Source organism: Streptomyces sp. ICN903 (assembly GCF_022015835.1).
Taxonomy (GTDB): Bacteria; Actinomycetota; Actinomycetes; order Streptomycetales; family Streptomycetaceae; genus Streptomyces; species Streptomyces fenghuangensis.
In genome coordinates this window covers 34,517-58,682 of the sequence record NZ_JAKMAY010000002.1, presented here as the reverse complement: position 1 = coordinate 58,682, position 24,166 = coordinate 34,517, and the positions used below count along the sequence as shown (strand labels likewise).

Annotated in this window: 18 protein-coding genes; 8 read left to right on the top strand and 10 right to left on the bottom strand. The window is 71.8% G+C overall.

The genetic code is table 11. The features are described 5' to 3' along the window. The 3 genes from L7D48_RS00515 to L7D48_RS00505 all read left to right on the top strand — a co-directional run. The coding region (locus L7D48_RS00515) for an acyltransferase family protein (protein ID WP_237875917.1) at positions 1 to 1,116 on the top strand (1,116 nt) is incomplete at its 5' end. 242 nt (positions 1,117 to 1,358) lie between these two features. Continuing rightward, positions 1,359 to 2,516, top strand: coding sequence for a CDP-alcohol phosphatidyltransferase family protein (locus tag L7D48_RS00510; protein ID WP_237875915.1), 1,158 nt, complete (start codon positions 1,359 to 1,361; stop codon positions 2,514 to 2,516). 364 nt (positions 2,517 to 2,880) lie between these two features. Further along, positions 2,881 to 4,944, top strand: coding sequence for a hypothetical protein (locus L7D48_RS00505; RefSeq protein ID WP_237875913.1), 2,064 nt, complete (start codon positions 2,881 to 2,883; stop codon positions 4,942 to 4,944). Positions 4,945 to 5,045: 101 nt separating this feature from the next. On the opposite strand, the gene obgE is transcribed toward L7D48_RS00505, so the two are convergent. The 7 genes from obgE to L7D48_RS00470 form a co-directional block, all read right to left on the bottom strand. Then, positions 5,046 to 6,491 (bottom strand): GTPase ObgE, encoded by a 1,446-nt coding sequence (gene obgE / locus L7D48_RS00500; protein ID WP_237875911.1) that lies wholly within the window; start codon positions 6,489 to 6,491, stop codon positions 5,046 to 5,048. Between the two features lie 229 nt (positions 6,492 to 6,720). After that, positions 6,721 to 6,978 carry a 50S ribosomal protein L27 gene (gene rpmA / locus L7D48_RS00495; RefSeq protein ID WP_206348754.1) on the bottom strand — a complete coding sequence of 86 codons (258 nt, stop codon included), beginning with the start codon at positions 6,976 to 6,978 and terminating at the stop codon, positions 6,721 to 6,723. A gap of 14 nt (positions 6,979 to 6,992) precedes the next feature. Then, entirely contained in the window at positions 6,993 to 7,316 is a 324-nt protein-coding gene (rplU, locus tag L7D48_RS00490) for a 50S ribosomal protein L21 (protein WP_093654483.1), read from the bottom strand. A 255-nt stretch (positions 7,317 to 7,571) separates the two neighbouring features. Next, complete coding sequence (locus L7D48_RS00485; protein ID WP_237875909.1) at positions 7,572 to 11,771, bottom strand: Rne/Rng family ribonuclease; 4,200 nt, start codon at positions 11,769 to 11,771, stop codon at positions 7,572 to 7,574. Positions 11,772 to 12,011: 240 nt separating this feature from the next. Further along, entirely contained in the window at positions 12,012 to 12,758 is a 747-nt protein-coding gene (locus L7D48_RS00480) for a TIGR03936 family radical SAM-associated protein (protein ID WP_237875907.1), read from the bottom strand. 152 nt (positions 12,759 to 12,910) lie between these two features. Then, positions 12,911 to 13,507 (bottom strand): GNAT family N-acetyltransferase, encoded by a 597-nt coding sequence (locus L7D48_RS00475; protein ID WP_237875905.1) that lies wholly within the window; start codon positions 13,505 to 13,507, stop codon positions 12,911 to 12,913. 85 nt (positions 13,508 to 13,592) lie between these two features. Beyond that, the gene (locus L7D48_RS00470) at positions 13,593 to 14,765 is read right to left on the bottom strand and encodes a helix-turn-helix domain-containing protein (protein WP_101254282.1); all 1,173 of its coding nucleotides are present in this window, start codon (positions 14,763 to 14,765) and stop codon (positions 13,593 to 13,595) included. A 757-nt stretch (positions 14,766 to 15,522) separates the two neighbouring features. Here L7D48_RS00470 and tgmA point away from each other — a divergent pair. The 5 genes from tgmA to L7D48_RS29045 all read left to right on the top strand — a co-directional run bounded on the left by tgmA (position 15,523) and on the right by L7D48_RS29045 (position 18,415). Further along, positions 15,523 to 15,834, top strand: a complete 312-nt coding sequence (gene tgmA, locus L7D48_RS00465) for a putative ATP-grasp-modified RiPP (RefSeq protein ID WP_206348758.1) — start codon at positions 15,523 to 15,525, stop codon at positions 15,832 to 15,834. Next, a complete protein-coding gene (gene tgmB, locus L7D48_RS00460; RefSeq protein ID WP_237875903.1) occupies positions 15,831 to 16,781 on the top strand; it encodes an ATP-grasp ribosomal peptide maturase in 951 nt (316 codons plus the stop codon). The genes tgmA and tgmB overlap by 4 nt, the downstream gene beginning before the upstream one ends. Further along, complete coding sequence (gene tgmC, locus L7D48_RS00455) at positions 16,778 to 17,902, top strand: ATP-grasp peptide maturase system methyltransferase (RefSeq protein WP_237875901.1); 1,125 nt, start codon at positions 16,778 to 16,780, stop codon at positions 17,900 to 17,902. The genes tgmB and tgmC overlap by 4 nt, the downstream gene beginning before the upstream one ends. Before the next feature lie 94 nt (positions 17,903 to 17,996). After that, positions 17,997 to 18,293 (top strand): DUF6087 family protein, encoded by a 297-nt coding sequence (locus L7D48_RS00450; RefSeq protein ID WP_256462260.1) that lies wholly within the window; start codon positions 17,997 to 17,999, stop codon positions 18,291 to 18,293. Continuing rightward, positions 18,290 to 18,415, top strand: coding sequence for a hypothetical protein (locus tag L7D48_RS29045; RefSeq protein WP_256462259.1), 126 nt, complete (start codon positions 18,290 to 18,292; stop codon positions 18,413 to 18,415). The genes L7D48_RS00450 and L7D48_RS29045 overlap by 4 nt, the downstream gene beginning before the upstream one ends. Positions 18,416 to 18,740: 325 nt before the next feature. Here the strand turns inward: L7D48_RS29045 and L7D48_RS00445 are convergent, their stop codons facing one another. The 3 genes from L7D48_RS00445 to mrdA form a co-directional block, all read right to left on the bottom strand. Beyond that, a complete protein-coding gene (locus tag L7D48_RS00445) occupies positions 18,741 to 20,669 on the bottom strand; it encodes a TIGR03960 family B12-binding radical SAM protein (RefSeq protein WP_237875899.1) in 1,929 nt (642 codons plus the stop codon). A 175-nt stretch (positions 20,670 to 20,844) separates the two neighbouring features. Next, positions 20,845 to 22,038: a rod shape-determining protein RodA gene (rodA, locus tag L7D48_RS00440; RefSeq protein WP_237875897.1), complete on the bottom strand. Its 1,194-nt coding sequence runs from the start codon at positions 22,036 to 22,038 to the stop codon at positions 20,845 to 20,847. Beyond that, a complete protein-coding gene (gene mrdA / locus L7D48_RS00435) occupies positions 22,035 to 24,149 on the bottom strand; it encodes a penicillin-binding protein 2 (RefSeq protein WP_237875895.1) in 2,115 nt (704 codons plus the stop codon). The genes rodA and mrdA overlap by 4 nt, the downstream gene beginning before the upstream one ends. Positions 24,150 to 24,166 lie beyond the last annotated feature (17 nt).

Genomic DNA, 24,166 nt, shown 5'->3' with positions numbered 1-24,166 from the left:
TCCCCGGACACCCCGGGCGGCTCGACCGCCCCGGACACCCCGGGCGCCCCGGACTCGGAGAGAGGCGGACGCCCCCGAGAGCGCGACGCGTTCTTCGACAACGCCAAGTTCCTGGCCGTCGTGCTGGTCGTCGTCGGGCACTCCTGGGAGGGACTGCGCGACGGCAGCCGGGTCATGGCGGCGGGCTACCTGCTGCTGTACGCCTTCCACATGCCCGCCTTCACCATCGTCTCGGGCCACTTCTCACGGAGCTTCTCCTTCCGGCCGCGCCAGATCCGGCGGCTGGTCACCGGAGTGGTCGTGCCGTACATCGTCTTCGAGACCGCGCTCAACCTGTTCCGCGCCTGGAACACCGGTGAGGAGCTGAGGATCACCCTGCTGTACCCCTGGTACCTGACCTGGTTCCTCATGGCGCTGTTCATCTGGCGGCTGACCGCTCCCCTGTGGCGTGCGCTGCGGCACCCCTTCACCGTGTCGGTCGTCCTGGCCGCCTTCGCCACGGCCTCCCCGGACATCGGCGGCGACCTGGCCCTGCAGCGGGTGCTCCAGTACCTGCCGTTCTTCGTGCTGGGCCTGCGTCTGGAGCGGCGCCACTTCGAGGCGCTGCGGGAGCGGCGGATGCGGTTGCTCGCGCCGGCCGTCCTCGCCCTGGGCGCCCTGGCGGCCTACTGGGCCGTGCCCCGGATGAACCCGGACTGGTTCTACCACCGCTACGCGGCCCAGGAACTCGGCGCTCCCGGCTGGGTCGGGGTGCTGATGACGCTGGGCATGCTCGGCTGCTCCCTGCTGCTGAGCGCCGCCTTCCTGAGCCTGACGCCCTCCCGCCGCACCTGGTTCACGGCGCTGGGGGCCGGGACGCTCTACGCGTACCTGCTGCACGGCTTCCTGGCCAAGGGTGCGCACTACTGGGGCTGGTACGAGGGCGGCTTCGTGAACAGCCCGGCGGGCTTCCTGTTCGTCACGGCCGCCGCGGCCGCGGTGGCCGTGGCACTGACCACGCCTTTGGTGGTCAGTGCCTTCCGCTGGGTCATGGAGCCGCGTCTGGAGTGGTTCTTCGCGCCCGAGCGGCCGTCGCGGACGGGGCGGGAGCGGCGCGCCGCGGCCTCCGGCACCTGAGCCGGGCCTGTTCTGCCCTCCGGCGAACGTGTGGCCGAAATCGAGGGCAACCATCCGGTCATCCCATGTGTCTTAACTTCGGGTTCAGATTGATTGCACCCGCAGGTAACCCAATCTGCGGGCTGCGTACACTCTGCGCGCCCTGCGAGGGTTGCGCGGAACATCCGGGTGTGCGGACTCCTCAGGCGTCACCCGGATCCGGCCCACCCCCCCCGACCGGCTACGAGGATTACCTACCTGACATGGACATACCCCCCCTTTCCGAAGTGCGCCGCATCACCGAGAAGAAGCGCGATGCCTGGTGGACGGTGCTGCTCGTCGATCCCGTGGCCACCCCCCTGGTCCGGTGGACGGCGAAGTGGACCAGGGTGACGCCGAACCAGATCACCTGGGGGGCGCTCTTCCTCGGCCTCGCCGCCGCCGCCTGCTTCGCGCGCGGCGACTGGAAGTGGCTGCTGATCGGGGCCGGGCTCTACCACCTGAGCTTCATCCTGGACTGCATGGACGGCAAGCTCGCCCGCCTCACGGGGAAGGGCTCGGAGTTCGGCGGCTGGCTGGACTACGTGTTCGACCGGGTGCGGGTGCTGGTCTGCGCCGTCGCGCTGATGGGTGGCCAGTACTCCCGCACGGGGGAGGTGGCGTACGTCTGGCTGGCCCTCGTCGTGGTCTTCCTGGACGCCCTGCGCTACCTGGACGCGCTCCAGATCTTCAAGGTGCGCCACAGCATGCGCAAGAAGATCAGGGCCCGTGCCAAGGCCAGCCGCCGGGCGGCGAGGGCGCTGATGACCGCCGAGGAGCTGGAGCGTGACCGCGAGCGCGAGCAGCGCGAACGGGATCGGGAGCAGGAGCGGGAGAACGACGGCGACGAGGAGCAGGGGATCGCCTTCATGGAGGACCTCCTCCGTGAGAACCCCACGGCCGACCTCGACGAGGGTTCCCGGCAGGACGGCCCGGACGCCGGGGCCGAGGACGGTGCGCAGGCCCGGCCGCAGGAGAAGAAGGTCATCGACCTGCACGTGGAGTTCAAGAGCCGTTTCCCCTGGTACGGCCGCTTCCGCACCTTCCTGCTCCGGCACCGCGTCCGCACCCACCTGGTGAGCGGCATCGAGTTCCAGATGGCCGTCTTCATCGTGGGACCGGTCCTCGGCGCGATCATGCCGGTGACCATCGCGGCGGGCGCCCTGCTGATGGTGTTCGAGCTCGCGATCATCTACAAGCTGCTGCTGTCCACCAGGGACTTCGAGCGCACCCTGGCCTCCTACCCGGTCCCCGAGGTTCCGGAAGCCCCCGGGGCCACTGCGCAGGCCTCTCCCGAGGCCGCCTCCGGGATCCCGGCCCAGCCGGGCGGCCCGGCCGGGGAGAGCCTGCCCTCCCGCGACGGAGCCGCCGCGGGACGCTAGGCAGGCGGGGCACGCACGCCACCGGGCGGGGCGGCGGACGGAGGCGAGCTCTTCCGTTCACCGCCCCGCCCGGCGTTGCGCGAGGGCACCGCGCGAGGACACCGCCGCGGTGACCGTAGGATGAGCGCCGCAAACGCATCACCGAGTGGTCGTCGAACACTCCGTCGCATGCCGATCGCCGTTGGGGAGCGGTGCCGGGAGGCCCGGAAGGCAGGGGGTGGGCGGTAGGCGAGACGACACGTATGACGTCCCTTCCTGGAGCGTGACCTGCCTGATGTCCGCCTCGTTCCCAGTCCTGAGGCTTTTCCGCAGCAAGAAGCGGTCCGAGAGAGGTGCCGCCCGGCCCGCCCCCCCGGGTTTCTCGGTGAAACGCGCTCTGGCCCTCCCCGTGCTGCTGGGCGCGGCCTTCCTCGCGCAGTCGCTGGGCGCGCTGCTGGCGGACACCGCCCTGTTCGTCGCGGGCTCGTCCGTCGGCCTCGTGCTCGACCTGTACCTGGTGCACCGGCAGCCCTGGCTGGTCGCCGCGCTGGGCAGGCTGCGCTTCGACGTCACCACCCGCCAGCTGCTGCGTGACGCGCTGATCGTCGTCGGCCTGGTCCGGCTGCCGGGCATCGACCCGCTCGAGGAGCAGCCCCTGGCCCTGGCCCTGCTGGCCGGCTACTTCCTGCACTTCTGCTGCCAGGCGATCTCGCTGCTGATCAGGCGTCGGCGCACCCTGCCCTTCGTCACCCGCAACATCGACGCCTCCGCCCTGCGGCTGTCCGCCGCGCCGCCGCGGCTGCTGGCCCGCCAGCCCAGCCGCCGGCTGCTGTACTTCGCCCTGCCCGCCACGGCCGGCCTGATGGCCTCGGCCCTGACCACCGACGGCCTGTGGGGCCTGCTGGGCGTGGGCCTCACCCTGCTGCTCCACCTGGGCGGCATACTGCGACTGGCCGCCTGGCTGCGGCCGGGCGCGCAGCCCGTGAACGAGCAGCAGGCGCTGGAGTGGCTGGACCGCTGGCTGGCCGAGTACCGGCCGACGGTGGCGATGTACTTCTCCGGCGGCGCCGCCTCCGCCTACCAGGCCAACATGTGGCTGGGCACGCTCTCCGAGCTGGAGGCCAGGCCGCTGATCGTGCTGCGCGAGCGGTTCATGGTGCAGAAGATCGACGCGACCGACGTGCCCATCGTGTGCATCCCCAAGGTCGCCCACCTCATGCGGCTGGAGCACTCCTCGCTCAAGATGATGCTGCACCCGGCGAACTCCGGTAAGACCTCGCAGGTGCTGCGCATCCCCTCGATCAAGCACGCCTTCATCAACCACGGCGAGAGCGACAAGCTCTCCAGCTGCAACCCCTACGCCAAGGCCTACGACGAGGTGTGGGTCGCGGGCCGGGCCGCACGGGACCGCTACCGGCTCGCCGACATCGGCGTCGACGACCGCGACGTGGTGGAGGTCGGCCGTCCGCAGCTCGCGCCGATCCGCCCGTACGCCGGGCCTCCGGCCTCGGACGGCCCCGTCACGGTGCTGTACGCGCCCACCTGGGAGGGCTGGACCGACGACCCGGGCAACACCTCCGTCATCCTGGCCGGCGAGAACATCGTCCGCGCCCTGCTGGCGGACCCGAAGGTGCGGCTGCTGTACAAGCCCCACCCGATGACCGGTTCGGTGGACCCGCGCGCGGCCCGCGCCAACGAGCGCATCCAGCAGATGATCGCCGAGGCCAACGCCCGGCGCTCCGGCCCGCGCCCCGGCCCGGAGGCCGCCGCCGAGCTGGCCCGCCGCACCGCCGAGCTGGACGAGCTGACCAGCACGGCGTTCCGGCCGAGCGCGGACGAGATGGAGCGGATGCTGCTCCAGTCCACCCCGAAGGGGGACCGGGAGGCGGCGGTGGCGGCCGCGACGGCCGCCTGGGAGGAGGCCTACTGGGCGTCCTTCCCCGACTGGGAGCATCTGGTCGTCACCGGGCCGCGCCCCGCCCTGTACGCCTGCTTCAACCGGTCCGACCTGCTGATCAGCGACGTCTCCAGCGTGGTCTCGGACTGGCTGGCCAGTGAGAAGCCGTACGCGGTCGCCAACACCAGCGGTCTGGCGGAGGAGGAGTTCAGGGCCGGCCTGCCGACCGTGCGGGCGGCCACGATCCTCACGCCCGACGCCGCCGGCGTGCCCGCCCTGCTGGACTCCGTCCGGGATCCGTCCCGGGACACCATGGCGCGGGCCCGTGCCGAGCTGAAGACGCACCTGCTGGGTCCGGCCGACCCGCCCTCGATCGTCCGCTTCGACCAGGCGGTCGCGGCGCTGTGCGCCAAGGCGGACAGGCGCCGTGAGCTGATGGCCCTGCGCACCGACGACGCCCCGGCGCCACGGGTGGCCGCCGAGGCGACGGAAGCGGCCGAGGCCGGTCAGGAGAGCGATCCCAGCGACTCGGAGAACTCCCTCACCACCTGAGACACCCGGCCCGCGGGCCGGAAGCGGCGGTGGCCCCGCACCCTCCCGGGAAGGAAGGGTGCGGGGCCGCCGCCGCTTCCGGCGTCCGTGCCGCGCCGCGGCTACTGCTCCTCGAAGGGGTCGAAGCCCTCGTACGCGCGCAGGGCCTCGTCGCGCTCCGCGTCGCGGTCGCGGCGGCGCTGGGCGGCCGGGCGGATGGTGTCCATGCGGTGGTCCTCGCCGCGGCGGCCGAGCATCTCCGCGCCCGCGGCCACCGAGGGCTCCCAGTCGAAGACGACCGCGTTCTCCTCCGGGCCGATGGCCACGCCGTCGCCCTCGCGGGCTCCCGCCTTCATCAGCTCGTCCTCGACACCGAGGCGGTTGAGCCGGTCGGCGAGGTAGCCGACGGCCTCGTCGTTGCTGAAGTCGGTCTGGCGCACCCAGCGCTCCGGCTTCTCGCCGCGCACCCGGAAGAAGCCGTCGCCCTCCTGGGTGACGGTGAAGCCGGCGTCGTCCACGGCCTGGGGGCGGATGACGATACGGGTCGCCTCCTCCTTCGGCCTGGCCGCGCGCGCCTCCTCCACGATCCCCGCCAGGGCGAAGGACAGCTCCTTGAGCCCCTTGCGGCTGACGGCCGAGACCTCGAAGACCGGGTAGCCGCGCGCCTCCAGGTCGGGGCGGATGATGTCGGCCAGGTCCTGGCCGTCGGGGATGTCCACCTTGTTGAGCACCACCACGCGCGGCCTGCCGTCCAGACCGCCGTACTGGGCCAGCTCGGCCTCGATGGCGTCGAGGTCGGTCACCGGGTCGCGCTCGGACTCCAGCGTCGCGCAGTCCAGCACGTGGACCAGGACCTCGCAGCGCTCCACGTGGCGCAGGAACTCCAGTCCCAGCCCCTTGCCCTGGCTGGCGCCGGGGATCAGGCCGGGCACGTCGGCGATGGTGTAGACGGTGGCGCCGGCCGTCACCACGCCCAGGTTGGGCACCAGGGTGGTGAAGGGGTAGTCGGCGATCTTCGGCTTGGCCGCGGAGAGGACGGAGATCAGGGACGACTTGCCCGCCGACGGGTAGCCGACCAGGGCCACGTCCGCCACCGTCTTCAGCTCCAGGACGATGTCGCGGGTCTCCCCCGGCTCGCCCAGCAGCGCGAAGCCCGGTGCCTTGCGGCGGGCCGAGGCCAGCGCGGCGTTGCCCAGGCCGCCGCGTCCGCCGCGTCCGGCGACGAAGGTGGTGCCCTGGCCGACGAGGTCGGCCAGCACGTTGCCCTGCCGGTCCAGGACGACGGTGCCGTCCGGGACGGGCAGCACCAGGTCGCTGCCGTCCGCGCCCGAGCGGTTGCCACCCTCGCCGGGCTTGCCGTTGGTCGCCCGGCGGTGCGGGGTGTGGTGGTACTCCAGCAGCGTGGTCACGGACTGGTCGACGACGAGGATCACGTCCCCGCCCCGGCCGCCGTTGCCGCCGTCCGGGCCGCCCAGCGGCTTGAACTTCTCACGGTGGACGGAGGCACAGCCGTGGCCTCCGTTACCCGCGGCGACGTGCAACTCGACGCGGTCCACGAAGGTGGTCATGACGGGTGCCTCCAGGCTGGTGTTCTAGGGGATGTGCGGGGTGCGGGGGTGCGGATCCGCCGGTCGGGGGCGGCGCCGCGCGCCGGTGCGGCGGCACGGCGCTCGCGCGGGCCGCCTTCGTACAACGCGCCGAGGGCGGAACCGCTTCCCCGTCCGTACGCGCGGGGCACGTACGGACGGGAGGCGGTCCGCCCTCGGAGGGTGCTGCGGGTCGTACCGGTGCCGGTGGTTACTCGGCGACCGGGACGATGTTCACGACCTTGCGGCCACGAGCGGTGCCGAACTGCACCGCGCCGGCGGCCAGCGCGAACAGGGTGTCGTCGCCGCCGCGGCCCACGCCGGAGCCCGGGTGGAAGTGGGTGCCGCGCTGGCGGACCAGGATCTCGCCCGCGTTGACGACCTGACCGCCGAAGCGCTTCACGCCGAGCCGCTGGGCGTTGGAGTCACGACCGTTCCGAGTGGACGATGCGCCCTTCTTGTGTGCCATCTCTCCTCAGTCCCTTACTTCGTCGCCGGGGCGTCGATGCCGGTGATCTTCAGCGCGGTGTGCAGCTGACGGTGACCGATCCGCTTGCGGTAGCCGGTCTTGTTCTTGTACTTCATGATGTCGATCTTGGCACCCTTGTGGTGGTCCACGACCTCGGCGTGGACCTTCACGCCGGCCAGGACCCACGGGTCGCTGGTGACCGCGTCGCCATCGACGATGAGCAGGGTCGAGAGCTCGACGCTGTCGCCGACCTTGCTGGTGGAGATACGGTCAACCTCAATGACGTCGCCGACGGACACCTTCTGCTGGCGGCCGCCGGTGCGCACGATCGCGTACACGCGGAACTCTCTCTCGCTCGTGGGTGGGGCCCCTGATGCCAGCCGCTCGCCACGGGCCGGGCCCGTGCGGATCCAAGTGGATTGAGCGGCCTCTCCTCGCGCTCACGCGACGCCTCGCGGAGTGCGTGGAGGGATTTGCTCAGGAGCCTGGCGTGTCCATCGACACGCCGCGACGGTCAAGGTTACGGGGCTTTGTCGCGGGGGGTCAAACCGGCCCCGGACGCCGGTGGGCGTCCGGGGCCGGTTCCTCCTCCGTCAGTCCTCGGCCGGGGCCGAGACGGACGGCGGGTTCTGCTGCTCGGCCGCCGCCGTCCTGCGGGCGGCCGTCTTCTTGGCGGCGGTCTTGGAGGCCGCCGTCTTGGTCGCGGCCTTCTTCGCCGTCGTCTTCTTGGCCGCCGACGCCGAGGTCTTCTTGGCGGCCGTCTTCTTCGCCGTCGTCTTCTTGGCGGCGGTCTTGGAGGCCGCCGTCTTGGCGGTGGCCTTCTTCGCCGTGGACGCGGTCTTCTTGGCGGCGGCCTTCTTGGCCGTCTTGCGGGCCGTCTTCTTCGCCGGAGCGGCCTCCTCGGCGGAAGCCTCCCCGTCCGGCTGGGAGGGGGCCTCCCCGGGGACCTCGGCCGGCTCCTCGGCGACCGGCTCCGGTTCGGCCGCGGGCTCGGCGGACGGGACGGCGGGCTCGGTGATCTCGGCCGTCTCGGGGGATCCGGCCGGGGCCGCCGCACGGCGCACCACACGACGGCGGGGACGGGCCGGCGCAGCGGGCTCGGGGGCGGACTCCGCCGCCGCCTCGGCCGGCTCCTCCACAGGCGCCCGCGGCGCCTCCTCCGCAGCCGGAACCACCGTCACCGCGGCCTCCACCTCGGCAGCCGCCTTCGGCGGACCCGCCGGAGCCGACACCTTGCGCGCACCACGGCGCCGGGTACGCGGCCCGGCCTCCGCCTCGGCGGCCGGCTCGGGCGCGGCGGTCTCGGACTCTGCGGCCTCGGGCGCGGGGGTCTCGGACACGGCGGGCTCGGGGGCGGGCTCCGCCGCCGCCTCGGCCGGCTCCTCCACGGGCGCCCGCGGCGCCTCCTCCGCAGCCGGAACCACCGTCACCGCGGCCTCCACCGCGGCAGCCGCCTTCGGCGGACCCGCCGGAGCCGACACCTTGCGTCCTCCGGTGCGCCGCCGCCTGCGGCCGCGCCGGGCGGCCTCCTCGGCCTCGGCGGCGCTGCTGTACAGCTCCTCGTCCGGGACGAACTCCGGCTCCGGCAGCGCGGCCGGCGCGGCGGCCTCCGCCGCCACCTCGGCGGGCGTCTCGGCCGCCGGCTCCTCCACGGAGGGCGCGGGCGCCTCGGCCGGCTCCTCGGCGGCGGGGACCTCGACGGGGGCCTCGGGCTGCTGGGCCGCGGCCTTGCCCTTCTTCCTGCCGCGCTTGCCGCCACCGCCGCCGCCCTGGGTCTGCACCTGGTCCATGTGGACGATCAGGCCCCGGCCGTTGCAGTGCACACAGGTCTCGGAGAAGGACTCCAGCAGCCCCTGGCCGACCCGCTTGCGCGTCATCTGGACCAGCCCCAGCGAGGTGACCTCGGCCACCTGGTGCTTGGTGCGGTCGCGGCCCAGGCACTCCAGCAGGCGCCGCATCACCAGGTCGCGGTTGGACTCCAGCACCATGTCGATGAAGTCGATCACGATGATGCCGCCGAGGTCGCGCAGCCTGAGCTGGCGCACGATCTCCTCGGCCGCCTCCAGGTTGTTCCTGGTGACCGTCTCCTCCAGGTTGCCGCCCTGGCCGGTGAACTTGCCGGTGTTGACGTCGATCACGACCATCGCCTCGGTGCGGTCGATGACCAGCGATCCGCCGCTGGGCAGCCAGACCTTGCGGTCCAGCGCCTTCATCAGCTGCTCGTCGATCCGGTAGGTGGCGAAGACGTCCACCTCGGAGGTCCAGCGCTGGAGCCGGTCGGCGAGGTCCGGCGCGACGTGCGAGACGTATCCGTGGATCGTCTCCCACGCCTGGTCGCCGCTGATGACGACCTTGGAGAAGTCCTCGTTGAAGATGTCGCGGACGACCCGGACGGTCATGTCCGGCTCGCCGTAGAGCAGCGTCGGCGCGCCGCCCTTGCGGGCCTTCTTCTGGATGTCCTCCCACTGCGCCTGGAGCCGCTCGACATCGCGGCGCAGCTCGTCCTCGCTGGCGCCCTCGGCGGCGGTGCGGACGATGACGCCCGCGTCCTCGGGGACGATCCGCTTGAGGATCTGCTTGAGGCGGGCCCGCTCGGTGTCCGGCAGCTTGCGGCTGATGCCGGTCATCGAGCCCTCGGGCACGTAGACCAGGTAGCGGCCGGGGAGGGAGACCTGGCTGGTCAGCCGGGCGCCCTTGTGGCCGATCGGGTCCTTGGTCACCTGGACCAGGACGGACTGGCCGGACTTGAGCGCGGTCTCGATCCGGCGCGGACCACCGGACAGGCCCAGCGCCTCGAAGTTCACCTCACCGGCGTACAGGACGGCGTTGCGCCCCTTGCCGATGTCGACGAAGGCGGCCTCCATCGACGGCAGGACGTTCTGGACCTTGCCCAGGTAGACGTTGCCGACGTAGCTGGTGGCCTGCTCCTTGTTGACGAAGTGCTCGACGAGGACGCCGTCCTCCAGCACCCCGATCTGGGTGCGCTCGCCGCTCTGGCGGACGACCATGACGCGCTCGACGGCCTCGCGGCGGGCCAGGAACTCGGCCTCGGTGATGATCGGGACGCGGCGGCGGCCCTGCTCGCGGCCCTCGCGGCGGCGCTGCTTCTTGGCCTCCAGACGGGTGGAGCCCTTGATGGACTGCACGCCGTCGGCGCTCTCGGAGGGCTCGTCCTTCTTCTTCCGCGGCTCGCGCACCTTGACGACCGTGCGCTCCGGGTCGTCCGGGGCCGCCTCGGCGGCCTGGGGCTCGGCCTCGCCGCTGCGGCGGCGGCGCCGGCGACGGCGGCGCGAGGTGCTGCTGGAGCCCTGGGGCTCCTCGGCGCCCTCGCCCCGCTCCTCGTCCTCCCGGCCGCCCTCGGCGGCCGCTCCCCCGGTCTCCCCGGCGCTCTCGCGGGTCTCGTCGCCCTCCTCGCCCTCACCGGCGTACTCGGAGGTCTCGGCGTCGGAGCCGCGACGGCGGCGGCGTCCGCCGCGGCGGCGGCGGCGCGAGGGACGCTCCTCGCCCTCGCCGGCCTCGTCCCGGCCGTAGGTCTCCTCGTCCTCCTCGCCGTCCTCCTCGGCGGCGGACCTCGCCCCGGTCTCCTCGGTCTCCCCGGCCTCGGCGGCGGGCTGCTCGTCCCGCTCCTCCTGCTCGGCGGGCTCGCCGCTGCGGCGGCGGCGACGACGGCGGCGGCGGGCCGCGGCGCGCTCCTCGCGCTCGGCCTCCGCGGTGCCGCCGGCCTCGGTCCCGTACTCCTCGGAGGTCTCCGGCTCCTCCTCCTCGTCGGACTCGGCGGCGGCGACCGCCGCGGTCTCGGGGGTCTGGAAGACCGGCTCGGCGAACACGGGCGCCTGGAACACCGCCACCGGCGCCGTCGGCGGCTTCCTGCGGGAGCGCCGGGAAGCGGCGGGCTCGGCCTCGGCGGCGGACTCCCCGGACCGCTCCGGCGTCCCGGACCGCGCGGGCTTCTCCGCCTCGGCGGCCTCGGCGGCCTCGGCCGCCCGCACCTTCGCGGACTTCCGGGTCCGCGCGGGCTTCTCGGCCTCGGCGGGGGCCCCGGCCGAGACCTGGGCCGGCGCCTGGGCCGGCTCCTCGGCGGCGGGCTTCTCCTGCGCGGTCTCCTGCTGGACGGTCTCCTGCCGGTCGGCCTTCTCGGCGGTCCTGCGGGTGCGCCGCCGGGCGCGGGCGGGCGCCTGCTGCTCCTCGGCGGCCGGCGCGGCGGGCTTCTCCGGCTCCGCGTCCCGCGCGGCGGGCTCCTCCTGCTCCGCGTCCTGCGCGGCCGCCTGCGGCGGGCCCGCGGGGGCGGAGGCACGGCGGGTGGCACGGCGGCGCGTACGCGCCGGGGCCGGCTGCTCCTCGGCCGCCGCGGGCTCGGGGGCACCGGCCGGCTCGGGCGTCTCGGCGGCGGGCTCGGACTCCGCGCCGGCCGGATCGGCGGGCACGACCGTCTCGGCCGCCTGCGGCGGGCCCGCCGGAGCGGAGGCACGGCGGACGGCGCGGCGCCGGGGCCGCGCGGGCGCGGCCTGCGCCCCGGCGGCGGGTTCGGCGGGCTCGGGCTCGCCGGCCTGCGCAGACGTGTCCCCGGCCGGTGCGGCGGCGGTCGCCGTGGTGACGACCTCCGGCTCGGCCGAGGCCGCCGCGGGCGGCCCCGCCGGGCGGGACACTGCGCGGCGGCGCCGGCGCGGCGGCAGCGTGTCGCTGGGGCTGCCCTGCCCGGACTCCGCCTCCGTTCCGGTCACGGCGGGCGCTGCGGGTGTGATGTCGGTGTTCTCCGCGGGTGTGGACTCCGCGGATTCCATGGGCTCGCGCATGCGGGCGGTTCTCCCGTTCACGCTCCCGGGCGCCGTGCCTCGATCCGGCCGGGCTCCGCGTGATGTGCGCGGGCCGCTGTCCGGGGCGCGGGCGCCGCACGGGAGCTGTCGTCTCGCTCGCCGGTTCCGTGCCGTCGGGCCCGGACACGGCGAAAGTCTGCTGGTGGATGCGCCTGCCTGACGGCCGGACCCGGGTGGCTCCCTGGTGCCTCGCACATCGGCGGCGCGGCGGCGTCGGCCTTACGCGGTGCCGTCCGGCACCGTCGCGGCGGGGGTTGCGTCGCGGTCGGGCGCAAGCGGATCGGTCACCGTGCCGGTCTCCTCATCGAGCGGCCCCTGCGCCAGCCTGGTCACCGCTGCGGGGACCGGCGGCGCCAGGTCGGCCGTAGCTCGGAGGCCGGACAGGACGTCGTCGGGTCGTACGGCAGGTGTCAGGTGCCGTACCACCAGGCGCAGTATCGCACAGGGACCCTCGCCGGGCCTATCGGACCCGGCCGGGGCCGCCTCCAGCGATGCCACGGCGGCACGTGTGTCGAAGGTGCGCATGCCCTTCTTGGTCTGCCTGCGGACCTCGACCGAGTCCGCCGCGAGGAAGACCTCCACCGCCTTGCGGGCCTCCTCCGGCTCCACCCCGTCGAGCCGCAGCTCCCAGCGGGATGCCGTCAGGCGGTCGGCGAAGCCGCTGGTGTGCGCCTCCACCGCGTCGACGACGTCGAGTCCGTCGGGCAGCGACTCGTCGAGCAGCCGCCGCAGCACCTCCGGGTCGCGCCGCTCGGTGAGGGCGATCTCCAGGTACTCGGCCTCGCTGCCCGTGCCGGTCGGCGCCGCGTTGGCGTACGAGACCTTCGGGTGCGGGGTGAAGCCCGCGGAGTACGCCATGGGCACCTCGGCCCGGCGGAGCGCCCGCTCGAAAGCGCGCTGGAAGTCGCGGTGGCTGGTGAACCGGAGGCGGCCGCGTTTGGTGTAACGCAGGCGGATGCGCTGCACCGCGGGTGCGGGCGGCGGGCCTTCGGGCTGTCGCTTGCCCAGGATCCTTCTCCTTGCTGCGGGGTGGCGCGACGAGCGCCCCTCGGTCGAACACTGGCGGCCGGGCCGTCCCCGCCGGTGCGGGGCCGGTAGGCCCGTACCTACCCACCAGCCTACTCGCCGACGGCTCCGCCCTCTCCCGGACCGGCCCCGCGCACCTGCGGTGCGGCCGGTCCCGTGGCGATCCAGTACCGCAGTTTCTTCCCCCGCCGGTCCTCGAAGACACCCCCGCACTTCTCGATGACACGGCGGGAGGCGGTGTTGGTGTCGTCGCAGGTGACCAGCACCGGGTCGATGCCGAGGGAGCGGACGACGGGCAGGGCGGCCCGCAGCATCGCGGTGGCGTGGCCGCGGCGGCGGGCGGATGCGCGGACGTCGTAGCCGATGTGGCCGCCGTAGTCGAGCAGGAAGCCGTTGAGCTCGTGCCGGATGGCGATACGGCCGAGGTAGGTGTCGCCTTCCACCCACCACAGGGTGGTGCACGGGACGTGGCCCTCGGGGCGCGGGCTGTCCTCCCGCGCGTCGGCGCGGACGGCGGCGGCGTACGCGGCGAAGACCTCCGGGTCGTGCCAGCGCCCGCCGTAGCGGCGGATGTCGCGGCCGACCATCGAGTTGTCCTGCGGCCCGCCGCGGCCCTCGGCCTCGAACTCCTTCATGGCCTCCACGAAGGAGGCGTGGACGCGCGGGTCGGGGAGGATCAGCTCGGGCATGCGGCCAGTGTGTCAGCGCGCCCCGCCCCCGGCCAGCGGGTACCCCTGGCCGGGCCTTCCCGCCGTTGCGGCCCGTCATCCGCTGTCAGAGGCGGATGCCGGCCCTCTTCGCCAGAGTGTTGATCCTCGGGTTGCTCCGCCGGTGCAGGGATACGAGCACCCTGCTCAGTTCCTGACTGGTGGGGTGGACCTTCGCCATCTGCGGCACGACGCTCCAGGCCGCCATGAGGGAGTCCACCGCCCCGTCCCGGTCCTTCAGGGCCAGTTTCGCCCTGGCGATGTTCATGTGGAGCGGGCCGATGCGGGTCGCGGGCAGCGAGTACCCGTTGCGGAGGTACCTCTCTGCGTCCTCCAGCGCCTCGGCGTTCCTCTTCAGGTCCACCCGGGTCGCCACCACATGGGTGACCGTGTTCTCCGGACCGAAGTGCACGCCCTGCACGTCGACATCGGTGCCGACGGCCTCCGCGGCCTTTAGTGCGGCCTTGATGTGCCGCTCGGCGGTCCGGTCGTCCCGCAGCCGGCCCGCCAGCGTCATCCCCCTGAGGTGCAGCAACCCCAGAGCCAGGTGGCGCGGCCTGCCCCGCATGGTGGATTCGGCGAGCACGACAGCCTGGTCCACCAGGGCCAGCCCTCCGGCGAAGTCGCCGCCGTTGAGGAAGGTTCCGGCCTCGTCACGGGCCGCCACGGCGCGGGTCAGGGCGTTCGCCCGCTCCGCGGCCTGCCCCTGCCTGGTGACCGCCAGCTCCGCGAGTGTCATCCAGCGGTGCCGGGCCGCCAGCCAGTAGACCGCGCTGTACACGTCGGCGACCTTCGCCCAGTCCTCGGGCAGTCCTGTGCCGTGGGCGTGGTCCTGCACTCGCCGCAGCAGGCCGGGCAGGGCCCGGGTCACGGCGGAGAGGTCGGCGTCACCGCGCAGACGGAACAGCTCGGCGAGATCCCGCTCGATCCGGTCACCCTGGACCGGCTCACCGGTCGGGAGGTCGAAGCGCCGCATGACGCTCCGCAGCTCTTTCAGCCGGTCCTCGTCGCCGGCCCGTACCGGAGCCTGCCCCAGCAGCTCGTCCAGCGTGATCCCGAAGGCGTTCGCGAGCGCCGCTCCCATGCTCTGGGTGAGCGGCCGGTCGCCTCGCTCGATCTTCCCGAGCATCGACTTCGACATACCGGCCCTGGCGGCGAGCTGGTCTTGCAGCCAACCCCGCCGCAGACGCAGAACCTTGACGTTCGCGCCGGGCCCGGGCGTGGTGATCTCCGCACTCATGCGCCATGTCTTCCTGGTCGGTTGTTCCGGTCTCCATGCTCTCAGGGGCTTCTACCCGTGCCTTGGGTTGTGCACTTCTTGTGCACCTTCACAACACGCATCTGTCGTTGACTGATTACGGAAAGCGACAACAGGCGACGAACGGCAAGCTGGGGGCCTACATGATGACGATCTCGGTATACCGGGTGTCCGCTGACGGCAGGCGACGGACGGTCAAGCGTACGCACACGGTAAAGCCGGTCGACCAACCTCCGAAGACGGACCGCTGGCCCCCGTGCCAGTGCCTCCGGTGCCGAAGGGGAAGCCTGTGCCCCGTCCCGCCCACCGCGTAGTGAGTGCCTTCAGCCCTCTGCCGGGAGCGGCGCCGCACCCTCCGAGCGGCCGTCCGTGCCCAGCGCAGGCGGACGAAAGGCGCGTATGGACTACAGGCATGTGCTGGTTGTACTGCCGGCGCTCGCACATTCCCGTGATCTGGCTCGGGCCTGTGACCTCTTCTGGGATACAGGCGCCGTTCTACGGATGCCGTGAGTGCATCGCCGAACTGGACCACATGGTCTGGGCCTATGTGGAAGCGAAGGACCGCCTCTGATCTCCCGCCTCCCTGGCACGTAGGCCGCCACCAACCCCACGGCAAAGGCTGGTTGCCACAGAGGCGGGGTTCCACCCCGCTCCGGGCGCGCCCGGTTGATGTACAGGTCGAGCGCGACCCGGGCGGGTTCGCCCGAACATCACCGCGAAACCCACTATGGAGGACAACGTGTTCAATCACTCGGATCGGCTCCCGACCGGTTCGCCGGTACCCCAGGGGCATGCAACCGCCGTTCCGTGGGGCGTTCGGAGGATGGCCCCGTACCCGGCCTTGGCGCCCGGCTACGCGCGAGCCGAGATCGACCCCACGACGCAGACCGCCCGCTACTTCGACCACAGCGGGCAGGTCATGGAGATGCCCGGACATGGCACCAGCACCGGCACGAACCCGGCCACGAACACCGGCAACCCGTCGGACGGCTCCGGGCCCGGTGGCTCCGGTGGCGGTGACCAGGACACCGGGAACGACAGCGACCAGTGATCAATGACGGCCCGGTGCTGGTCGTCACCATGATCGACGACCCTACGGCCGACCTGGTGATCAACGAGCTGCACGACCGGGGCACCCCGGTCGTGCGGCTCGACTCCGGGGACTTCCCCGCCGCCTTGTCGGTCGCAGCAACCATCACCGAAGAGGGCATCAGTGGAACCCTGGTCACCTCGACCCGCGCCGCAGACCTCTCCCGCGTCCGCTCCCTCTACTACCGGCGTCCTTCGGGCTTCGCCTTCCCGCACCTCAATGAGCAGGACGCTCGATTCGCCGTCACACAGGCCCGTTACGGACTCGGCGGCGTCCTCGCGTCCCTGCCCGGCTGTCTGTATGTCAACCACCCCCACCGCATCGGAGACGCCGAGTTCAAGCCCTCGGGGCTCGTCGCTGCGGCGCAGTGCGGCTTCAAGGTCCCCAACACGATGGTCACCTCTGACCCCGAAGCGGCGAAGAGGTTCGTCAAGGACCACGGCCCTGCCATCTACAAGCCCCTGTCCACTCCGCTGTACCGCGTGGACGGGGCGTCCTGCACCGTGGAGGTCGGGGAAGTCACCGCCGACCAGTTGGACGGACAGGTGGCCGGCACCGCCCATCTCTTCCAGAGTCGCGTGGACAAGGTCGCCGATGTTCGGGTGACGGTGATCGGGGACCGGATCTTTCCCGTCCGTATCGACTCCGGCCTTCTGGACTGGCGAACGGACTACGGCAAACTCTCCTACCGCGTCGTCAAGCCCCCGGACGGCATCGAAGCCGCGCTCAGGCGCTACCTCGCTTACTTCGGGCTGGTATTCGGCGCATTCGACTTCGCCCTTGACCGCCACGGTGCATGGTGGTTTCTGGAGTGCAATCCGTCCGGCCAATGGGCCTGGCTGGAGCCGCCTACCGGGCTGCCCATGGTCTCTGCCATGGCCGACCTACTGGAGCGTCATCCGCGATGACCACCGACAAGATCCTTCGCGAAGCACTGGCCGACCACATCACGGCCAGCGGCGATCTTCGTTCACCGGAGTGGCGTCAAGCCGTCCTCGGCATTCCACGGCACGAGTTTCTGCGCGGAGGCTTCTTCCGGCGCACGGACGAAGGGGGCCGTACAGGCTGGGAGCCGGTTGGGCCGAAAGATCCGGCCTGGCTGCCGGCCTGCTACTCCGACGACTCTCTGGTGACCCAGGTCGCCGGAACCGTCATGCCGGCCGACATCGAAGGCCGGATCTACCGACAGCCGACCAGTTCGAGCACCTTGCCCGGTCTCGTGGTCCGGATGCTGGAGGAACTGGACGTCGGCGACGGCATGAGTGTCCTGGAGGTCGGCACAGGGACGGGATACTCCACGGCGTTGCTCTGTCACCGCCTGGGCGACGAGCTGGTGACCTCTGTCGAAGTGGACGCGGAGATTTCAGGCCGCGCCCGAGCCGCCCTGGGGCGGGTCGGCCACTTCCCCGGTCTTGTCGTGGGTGACGGTCTCAAGGGACACCCCGAGGGCGCTCCCTATGACCGGCTGATCGCCACCTGTGGCGTTCTGCACATTCCTGCCGAATGGATCGCACAGGTGAGGCCGGGCGGGCAGATCCTCGCCACGGTGGGCGGCTGGCTCTACTCCTCGGAGCTGGCACGCCTCACCGTGCGGCAGGACGGCACAGCGACGGGACGCCTGCTGGGCGATGCCGTCTCCTTCATGCTCGCCCGCCCACAGGTCCCGCCACCGCTGGGAGTCCTGCCCGACATGAGCGAGGGAGAGGAGCGGGAAACCCACCTGGCGGACGACCCCCTGGAGGACTGGACAGCACGGTTCGTCGCGCAGCTCGCCGCCCCTCGTGCCCAGCGATTCCGTCTGGCACAGGACGGGGGCGACCTGGACATCCTTCTGGACGTGGACGCCGGGGCCTGGGCCGCACTGCGGAGGGAGAGCGAACGGCGGCTCGTCCGGCAGGGCGGTCCCGACCGGCTGTGGGACCGGATCGAAGACCATCTGAGCCGATGGCACAGGGACGGAGCACCGACTCTGGACCGGTTCCTGATCACCGCATCACCCGAAGGCCAGGAGATCACCTGGACCACCTGACGGCAGCGATCAAGCTCCCGTCCCGCGTACGGTCGGAGCGGTCGGCGCTCCCCCGCGCCGGCCGCTCCGGTGCTGAAGCGACAGGAACAAACAGATGCCCGACGAAGAACCACTGTCCGACTACATGGCTCGCCGCGAAGCCCGAATCGGCCGAATGCGCATCGTGCACGCCTACGGCCCCCGACGCGGCGAACATGTGGATCCCGGCCAGCCGAGGTTGGTCGAGCGGTGGAACGGGTCATCGTGGGAGTTCTTCACGATGGCCGACAACCTGACTCATGCCCGCAGGATCGTCCGGCCTCCCACCGAGCAGGTATCCCGGGGAGAGACCCCTGAGCCTCCTGCCAACCCCCTGGCTCCCGGACGCGGCCGACACCGTAAGCCACGATGAGCGAGGACCGGCACGTCGGTGGTCGCTCCAAGGGCATGCACACCGAAGAGATCCGGCAGTCGCGGGAACTCGTAACCGAGGACAGAAGCTACGGCGCCATCGCCATCACCCAGGCGCTGTGAGTGGTGCGGACGACCGCCTGTCGAGCGCTGACGGATGTAGGGGCGTGAGCATGTGGTGGAGGAGCGTCTGAGCAGATGCGTCCCGCAGCGCCCACAGCCTCCCCCTCACATCGACAGCCGGTGTCCCGAGTGATGCTTCCGACCTTCGGGCAGTGGGGTCAAGATCCCTGGCTTTCCAGAACGGGAAAGCCTCTCGTCCGTGCTGGAACCGCACCCCACGACGAGTGGCATGCGGCCAGTGTGTCAGCGCGCCCCGCCCCCGGCCAGCGGATACCCCTGGCCGGGGGCGGGGCGCGGTGCCCGCGCGGCGGGCGGCGGGCGGCGGCTACTTGTTGACGACCGTCAGCGGGAGCAGCTTCTTGCCCGTCGGGCCGATCTGGATGGAGGTGTCCATCGCCGGGCACACGCCGCAGTCGAAGCAGGGGGTCCAGCGGCAGTCCTCGACCTCGGTCTCGTCGAGGGCGTCCTGCCAGTCCTCCCACAGCCAGTCCTTGTCGAGGCCGGAGTCGAGGTGGTCCCAGGGCAGGACCTCCTCGTAGGTGCGCTCGCGGGTGGTGTACCAGTCGACGTCCACGCCGTGGGGGGCCAGCGCGCGCTCGGCGCACTCCATCCACAGGTCGTAGGAGAAGTGCTCGCGCCAGCCGTCGAAGCGGCCGCCGGCCTCGTAGACGGCGCGGATGACGTCGCCCACGCGCCGGTCGCCGCGCGAGAGCAGGCCCTCGACGATGCCGGGCTTGCCGTCGTGGTAGCGGAAGCCGATGGAGCGGCCGTAGCGCTTGTCGGCGCGGATCCTCTCGCGCAGCTTCTCCAGGCGGGCGTCGGTCTCCTCGGCCGACAGCTGCGGCGCCCACTGGAAGGGGGTGTGGGGCTTGGGCACGAAGCCGCCGATGGAGACGGTGCAGCGGATGTCGTTGGAGCCGGAGACCTCGCGGCCCTTGGAGATGACCTTGGCGGCCATGTCGGCGATCTGGAGAACGTCGTCGTCGGTCTCGGTGGGCAGGCCGCACATGAAGTACAGCTTCACCTGGCGCCAGCCGTTGCCGTAGGCGGTGGCGACGGTGCGGATCAGGTCGTCCTCGGAGACCATCTTGTTGATGACCTTGCGGATGCGCTCGCTGCCGCCCTCGGGGGCGAAGGTCAGGCCCGAGCGGCGGCCGTTGCGGGTCAGCTCGTTGGCCAGGTCGATGTTGAAGGCGTCCACCCGGGTGGAGGGCAGCGACAGGCCGATCTTGTCGTCCTCGTAGCGGTCGGCCAGGCCCTTGGCGACGTCGCCGATCTCGCTGTGGTCGGCCGAGGACAGCGACAGCAGGCCGACCTCCTCGAAGCCGGTGTTCTTCAGGCCCTTCTCCACCATCTCGCCGATGCCGGTGATGGAGCGCTCGCGCACCGGGCGGGTGATCATGCCGGCCTGGCAGAAGCGGCAGCCGCGGGTGCAGCCGCGGAAGATCTCCACGCTCATCCGCTCGTGGACGGTCTCGGCCAGCGGCACCAGGGGCTGCTTGGGGTAGGGCCACTCGTCGAGGTCCATCACGGTGTGCTTGGACACCCGCCACGGCACGCCGGAGCGATTGGGCACGACGCGGGCGATGCGGCCGTCGGGCAGGTACTCCACGTCGTAGAAGCCGGGGACGTACACGCCGCCGGTCTTCGCCAGGCGCAGCAGCAGCTCCTCGCGTCCGCCGGGGCGTCCCTCGGCCTTCCAGGCCCGGGTGATCTCGGTGATCTCCAGCACGGCCTGCTCGCCGTCGCCGATGACCGCGCAGTCGATGTAGTCGGCGATCGGCTCGGGGTTGAAGGCCGCGTGGCCGCCGGCGACGACCACCGGGTGGTCCGCGGTGCGGTCCTTCGCCCGAAGCGGGATGCCGGCCAGGTCCAGGGCGGTGAGCAGGTTGGTGTAGCCCAGCTCGGTGGAGAAGGAGACGCCGAACAGGTCGAAGGCGCCGACCGGGCGGTGGGCGTCCACGGTGAACTGCGGGACCCGGTGCTCGCGCATGAGCTTCTCCAGGTCCGGCCAGACGCTGTAGGTGCGCTCGGCGAGCACGCCCTCGCGCTCGTTGAGGACCTCGTAGAGGATCATGACGCCCTGGTTGGGCAGGCCGACCTCGTAGGCGTCGGGGTACATCAGGGCCCAGCGGACATCGCAGGCGTCCCAGTCCTTGACGGTGGAGTTCAGCTCTCCGCCGACGTACTGGATCGGCTTCTGGACGTGCGGGAGGAGGGCCTCCAGGCGCGGGAAGACCGACTCGACAGGCATGGGTGGTGTCCTCGGATGCTGGGGGTTCGCTGGATTCGCTGGATTCTCGGGTGACGGTCCGCGCGTTCGGCGGACGGGAGTGACCATCCAGCGTAACGCCTGCCGGGGCGGGCCCCGTGCCCGCGTACCGGCACAGGCCGGCACACGGGCACGCGGGCGGGGGCAGGGGCAGGGCTCAGGCGGAGACCGGGCGCTGCACCCGGATCGACTGGAGCAGCCCGATGGCGATCCAGACCGCGAACATCGAGGTGCCGCCGTAGCTGACGAAGGGCAGCGGCAGACCGGCGACGGGCATGATGCCCATGGTCATCCCGATGTTCTCGAAGGACTGGAAGGCGAACCAGGCGATGATCCCGGCGGCGACGATCGTGCCGTACAGCTCGGTCGTCTCCAGCGCGATGCGGCAGGCGCGCCACAGCACCACGCCCACCAGGAGGATGATCAGGCCCGCGCCGAGGAAGCCCAGTTCCTCGCCCGCGACGGTGAAGACGAAGTCGGTCTGCTGCTCGGGGACGAACCGCCCGGTGGTCTGGCTGCCCTCGAACAGTCCCTTGCCGTAGAGGCCGCCCGAGCCGATGGCGATCCTGGCCTGGTTGGTGTTGTAGCCGGCGCCGGACGGGTCGAGCGCGGGGTTGGCGAAGGCCGCGAAGCGGTTGATCTGGTACTCGTCGAGCACGCCGAGCTGCCAGACCAGGACGGCGCCGATGCCGCCCGTGGCCAGCAGGCCGATGATCCAGCGGTTGGAGGCGCCGGAGGCCAGCAGCACTCCCAGCACGATCACGACCAGCACCATCACCGAGCCCATGTCGGGCATCAGCATGACGATCCCGATCGGCACGGCGGCCAGCAGAAGGGCCTGCACCACCGTGCGGTGGTCGGGGTGGAGCCGGTCGCCGGCGTCCACCTGGGCGGCGAGCAGCATCGCCATGCCCAGGATGATGGTGATCTTGGCGAACTCGGCGGGCTGGAGCGACAGGCCGGCGCCCAGGTCCAGCCAGGCGCGCTGGCCGTTGATCGTCGCGCCGAGCGGGGTGAGCACGAGCAGTGTGAGCAGCACCGACAGCGCGTACAGCACCGGGACCGCGCCGCGCAGCCTGCGGTGGCCGAGCCAGACGGTGCCCACGGACAGCGCGACGCCGATGGCGAGGCTGATCAGATGGCGCCACAGGAAGTGCTGGGGGTCGCCCTCGTTCAGCTCGGTGCGGTTGCGGGTGGCGGACCACACCAGCAGGGAGCCGATGACGGACAGCGCCACGCAGGCCAGCAGCAGGGTCCAGTCCAGGCGGCGCAGGACGGAGTCGCGGGCCGTCAGCCTGCTCCATGCGGAGCGCTCCTGCCAGGGCCGCCCGTTGTAGGAGTGGGTGCTCACGGCTTGAAGCCCTTCTGGCGCAGGGCCTCGATGGTGCCGTCCGGGTTGATCTCGGGAAGCTTCTTCTGCGGCTCGGGCAGCAGGGCCTTCTTCCTGTCGATCTTCCCGCCCTCGCCGACGCCGTACAGCGCGTCGTAGATCGCGCGCACCGCGGGGCCGGAGGCGCCGGAGCCGGTGCCGCCCTGGGAGATCGTCATGACGATCGTGTACTCGTCGGTGTAGGTCGCGAACCACGAGGTGGTCTGCTTGCCGTGGACCTCGGCCGTACCGGTCTTGGCGTGCATGGGGATCTCCTTCTGCGGCCAGCCGGTGTCGGCGAAGCGCCAGGCGGCGGTGCCGCGGGTGGCCACGCCCTCGAGCGCCTTGTCGGTCTGGCGCAGGGTCTTGGCGTCCATCGGCAGCCTGCCGCGCTTCTTCGGCTCGATCTCCTCGACGGTCTTGCCGTCGGGGCTGATGACGGCCTTGCCGACGGTGGGCTCGTACATGGTGCCGCCGTTGCTCAGGGCCGCGTAGATGACCGCCATCTGAATGGGCGTCACCAGTGTGTCACCCTGCCCGATGGAGTAGTTGACGCTGTCGCCGGCGCGCAGTTTGTTGCCCTCCAGGCAGTTCTCGTACGCGATCTTCTCGACGTAGTCCCCGTCCTTCTTGCCGTACTTGCACCAGGCGTCCTTGTTGGCCTCCCAGTACTCCTGCTTCCACTTCCGGTCGGGCACCCGCCCGGTGACCTCGTTGGGCAGGTCGATCCCGGTGCGCTTGCCGAGGCCGAACTCGTGGGCCATCTTGTAGAACCAGTCGTCGGGGTTCTTCTTGGGATCGGCCCCGCCGTCCTTCTTCCACTCCTGGTGGGCCAGGGCGTAGTAGACGGTGTCGCAGGAGACCTCCAGCGCGCGGCCGAGGTCGATCATGCCGTGGTTCTGGGACTCGAAGTTCTTGAAGACCTGGCCGCCGATGCTGTACGAGGAGGGGCAGTTGTAGCGTCCGTCGAACTCGTAGCCGGCCTTGACGGCCGCGGCGGTCGGGATCACCTTGAAGATCGAGCCGGGCGCGGCCTGTCCCTGGGTGGCCCGGTTGAGCAGCGGGTAGTTGGACTTCTTGCCGGTGAGCCTGGCGTAGTCCTTGGCGGAGATGCCGCCGACCCAGGCGTTGGGGTCGTAGTCCGGCGCGGAGGCCATCGCCACGATCCGGCCCGTCCTGGACTCCATCACCACGACCGCGCCCGCGTCCGCCTCGTAGTTGCGGTTGGTGTTGCGGTCGTGCTGCTTGCGCGCCTCCTTCATCGCCTTGACCAGTTCCTTCTCGGCGACGGCCTGGACGCGTGCGTCGATGCTGGTGACGAGGGAGGAACCGGGCTCGCCCTTGTCGTTCTCGGCCTCGCCGATGACACGGCCGAGGTTGTCCACCTTGTAGCGCGTCACGCCCGCGTCGCCGCGCAGCGCCGCGTCGTACTGGCGCTCCAGGCCGGAGCGGCCGATCTGGTCGGAGCTGAGCAGCGGGGAGTCGGTGTCCTTGGTCTGCGCGATCTCCTCGTCGGTGACGGGCGAGAGGTAGCCGAGGACCTGTGAGGTCTGCGCGCCGTACGGGGCCGGGTAGCGGCGGACGGCGACGGGTTCGGCGGTGATGCCGGGGAAGTCCTCCTGGCGTTCGCGGATCTGGAGGGCCTGCTGCGTGGTGGCCTCGTCGGTCACCGGGATCGGCTGGTAGGGCGAGCCGTTCCAGCAGGGCTGCGGGGTCTCGGCGTCGCACAGGCGGATCTTCTCGGAGACCTCCTTGTAGGTCATGTCCAGGACGCCGGCGAGCCGGGTGAGGACGGCCTTGCCGCCGTCGTCCATCTTCATCAGCTCGGTGCGGCTGGCGGAGACCACCAGCCGGGTCTCGTTGTCGGCCAGCGGCACACCGCGCGCGTCGAGGATGGCGCCGCGCACGGCGGGCTGGACGACCTGCTGCACGTGGTTGCCCGCGGCCTTCTCGGCGTACTCCTCGCCGTTGCGGATCTGGAGGTACCACAGCCGCCCGCCGAGGGTGAGCATCAGGGAGAAGACCAGGATCTGGATGGCGACCAGCCGGATGGTGACCCGGGGGGTGCGCCCGGTCTCGGGAATGTTGCTCACTGCGTCTCCGTCGCAAT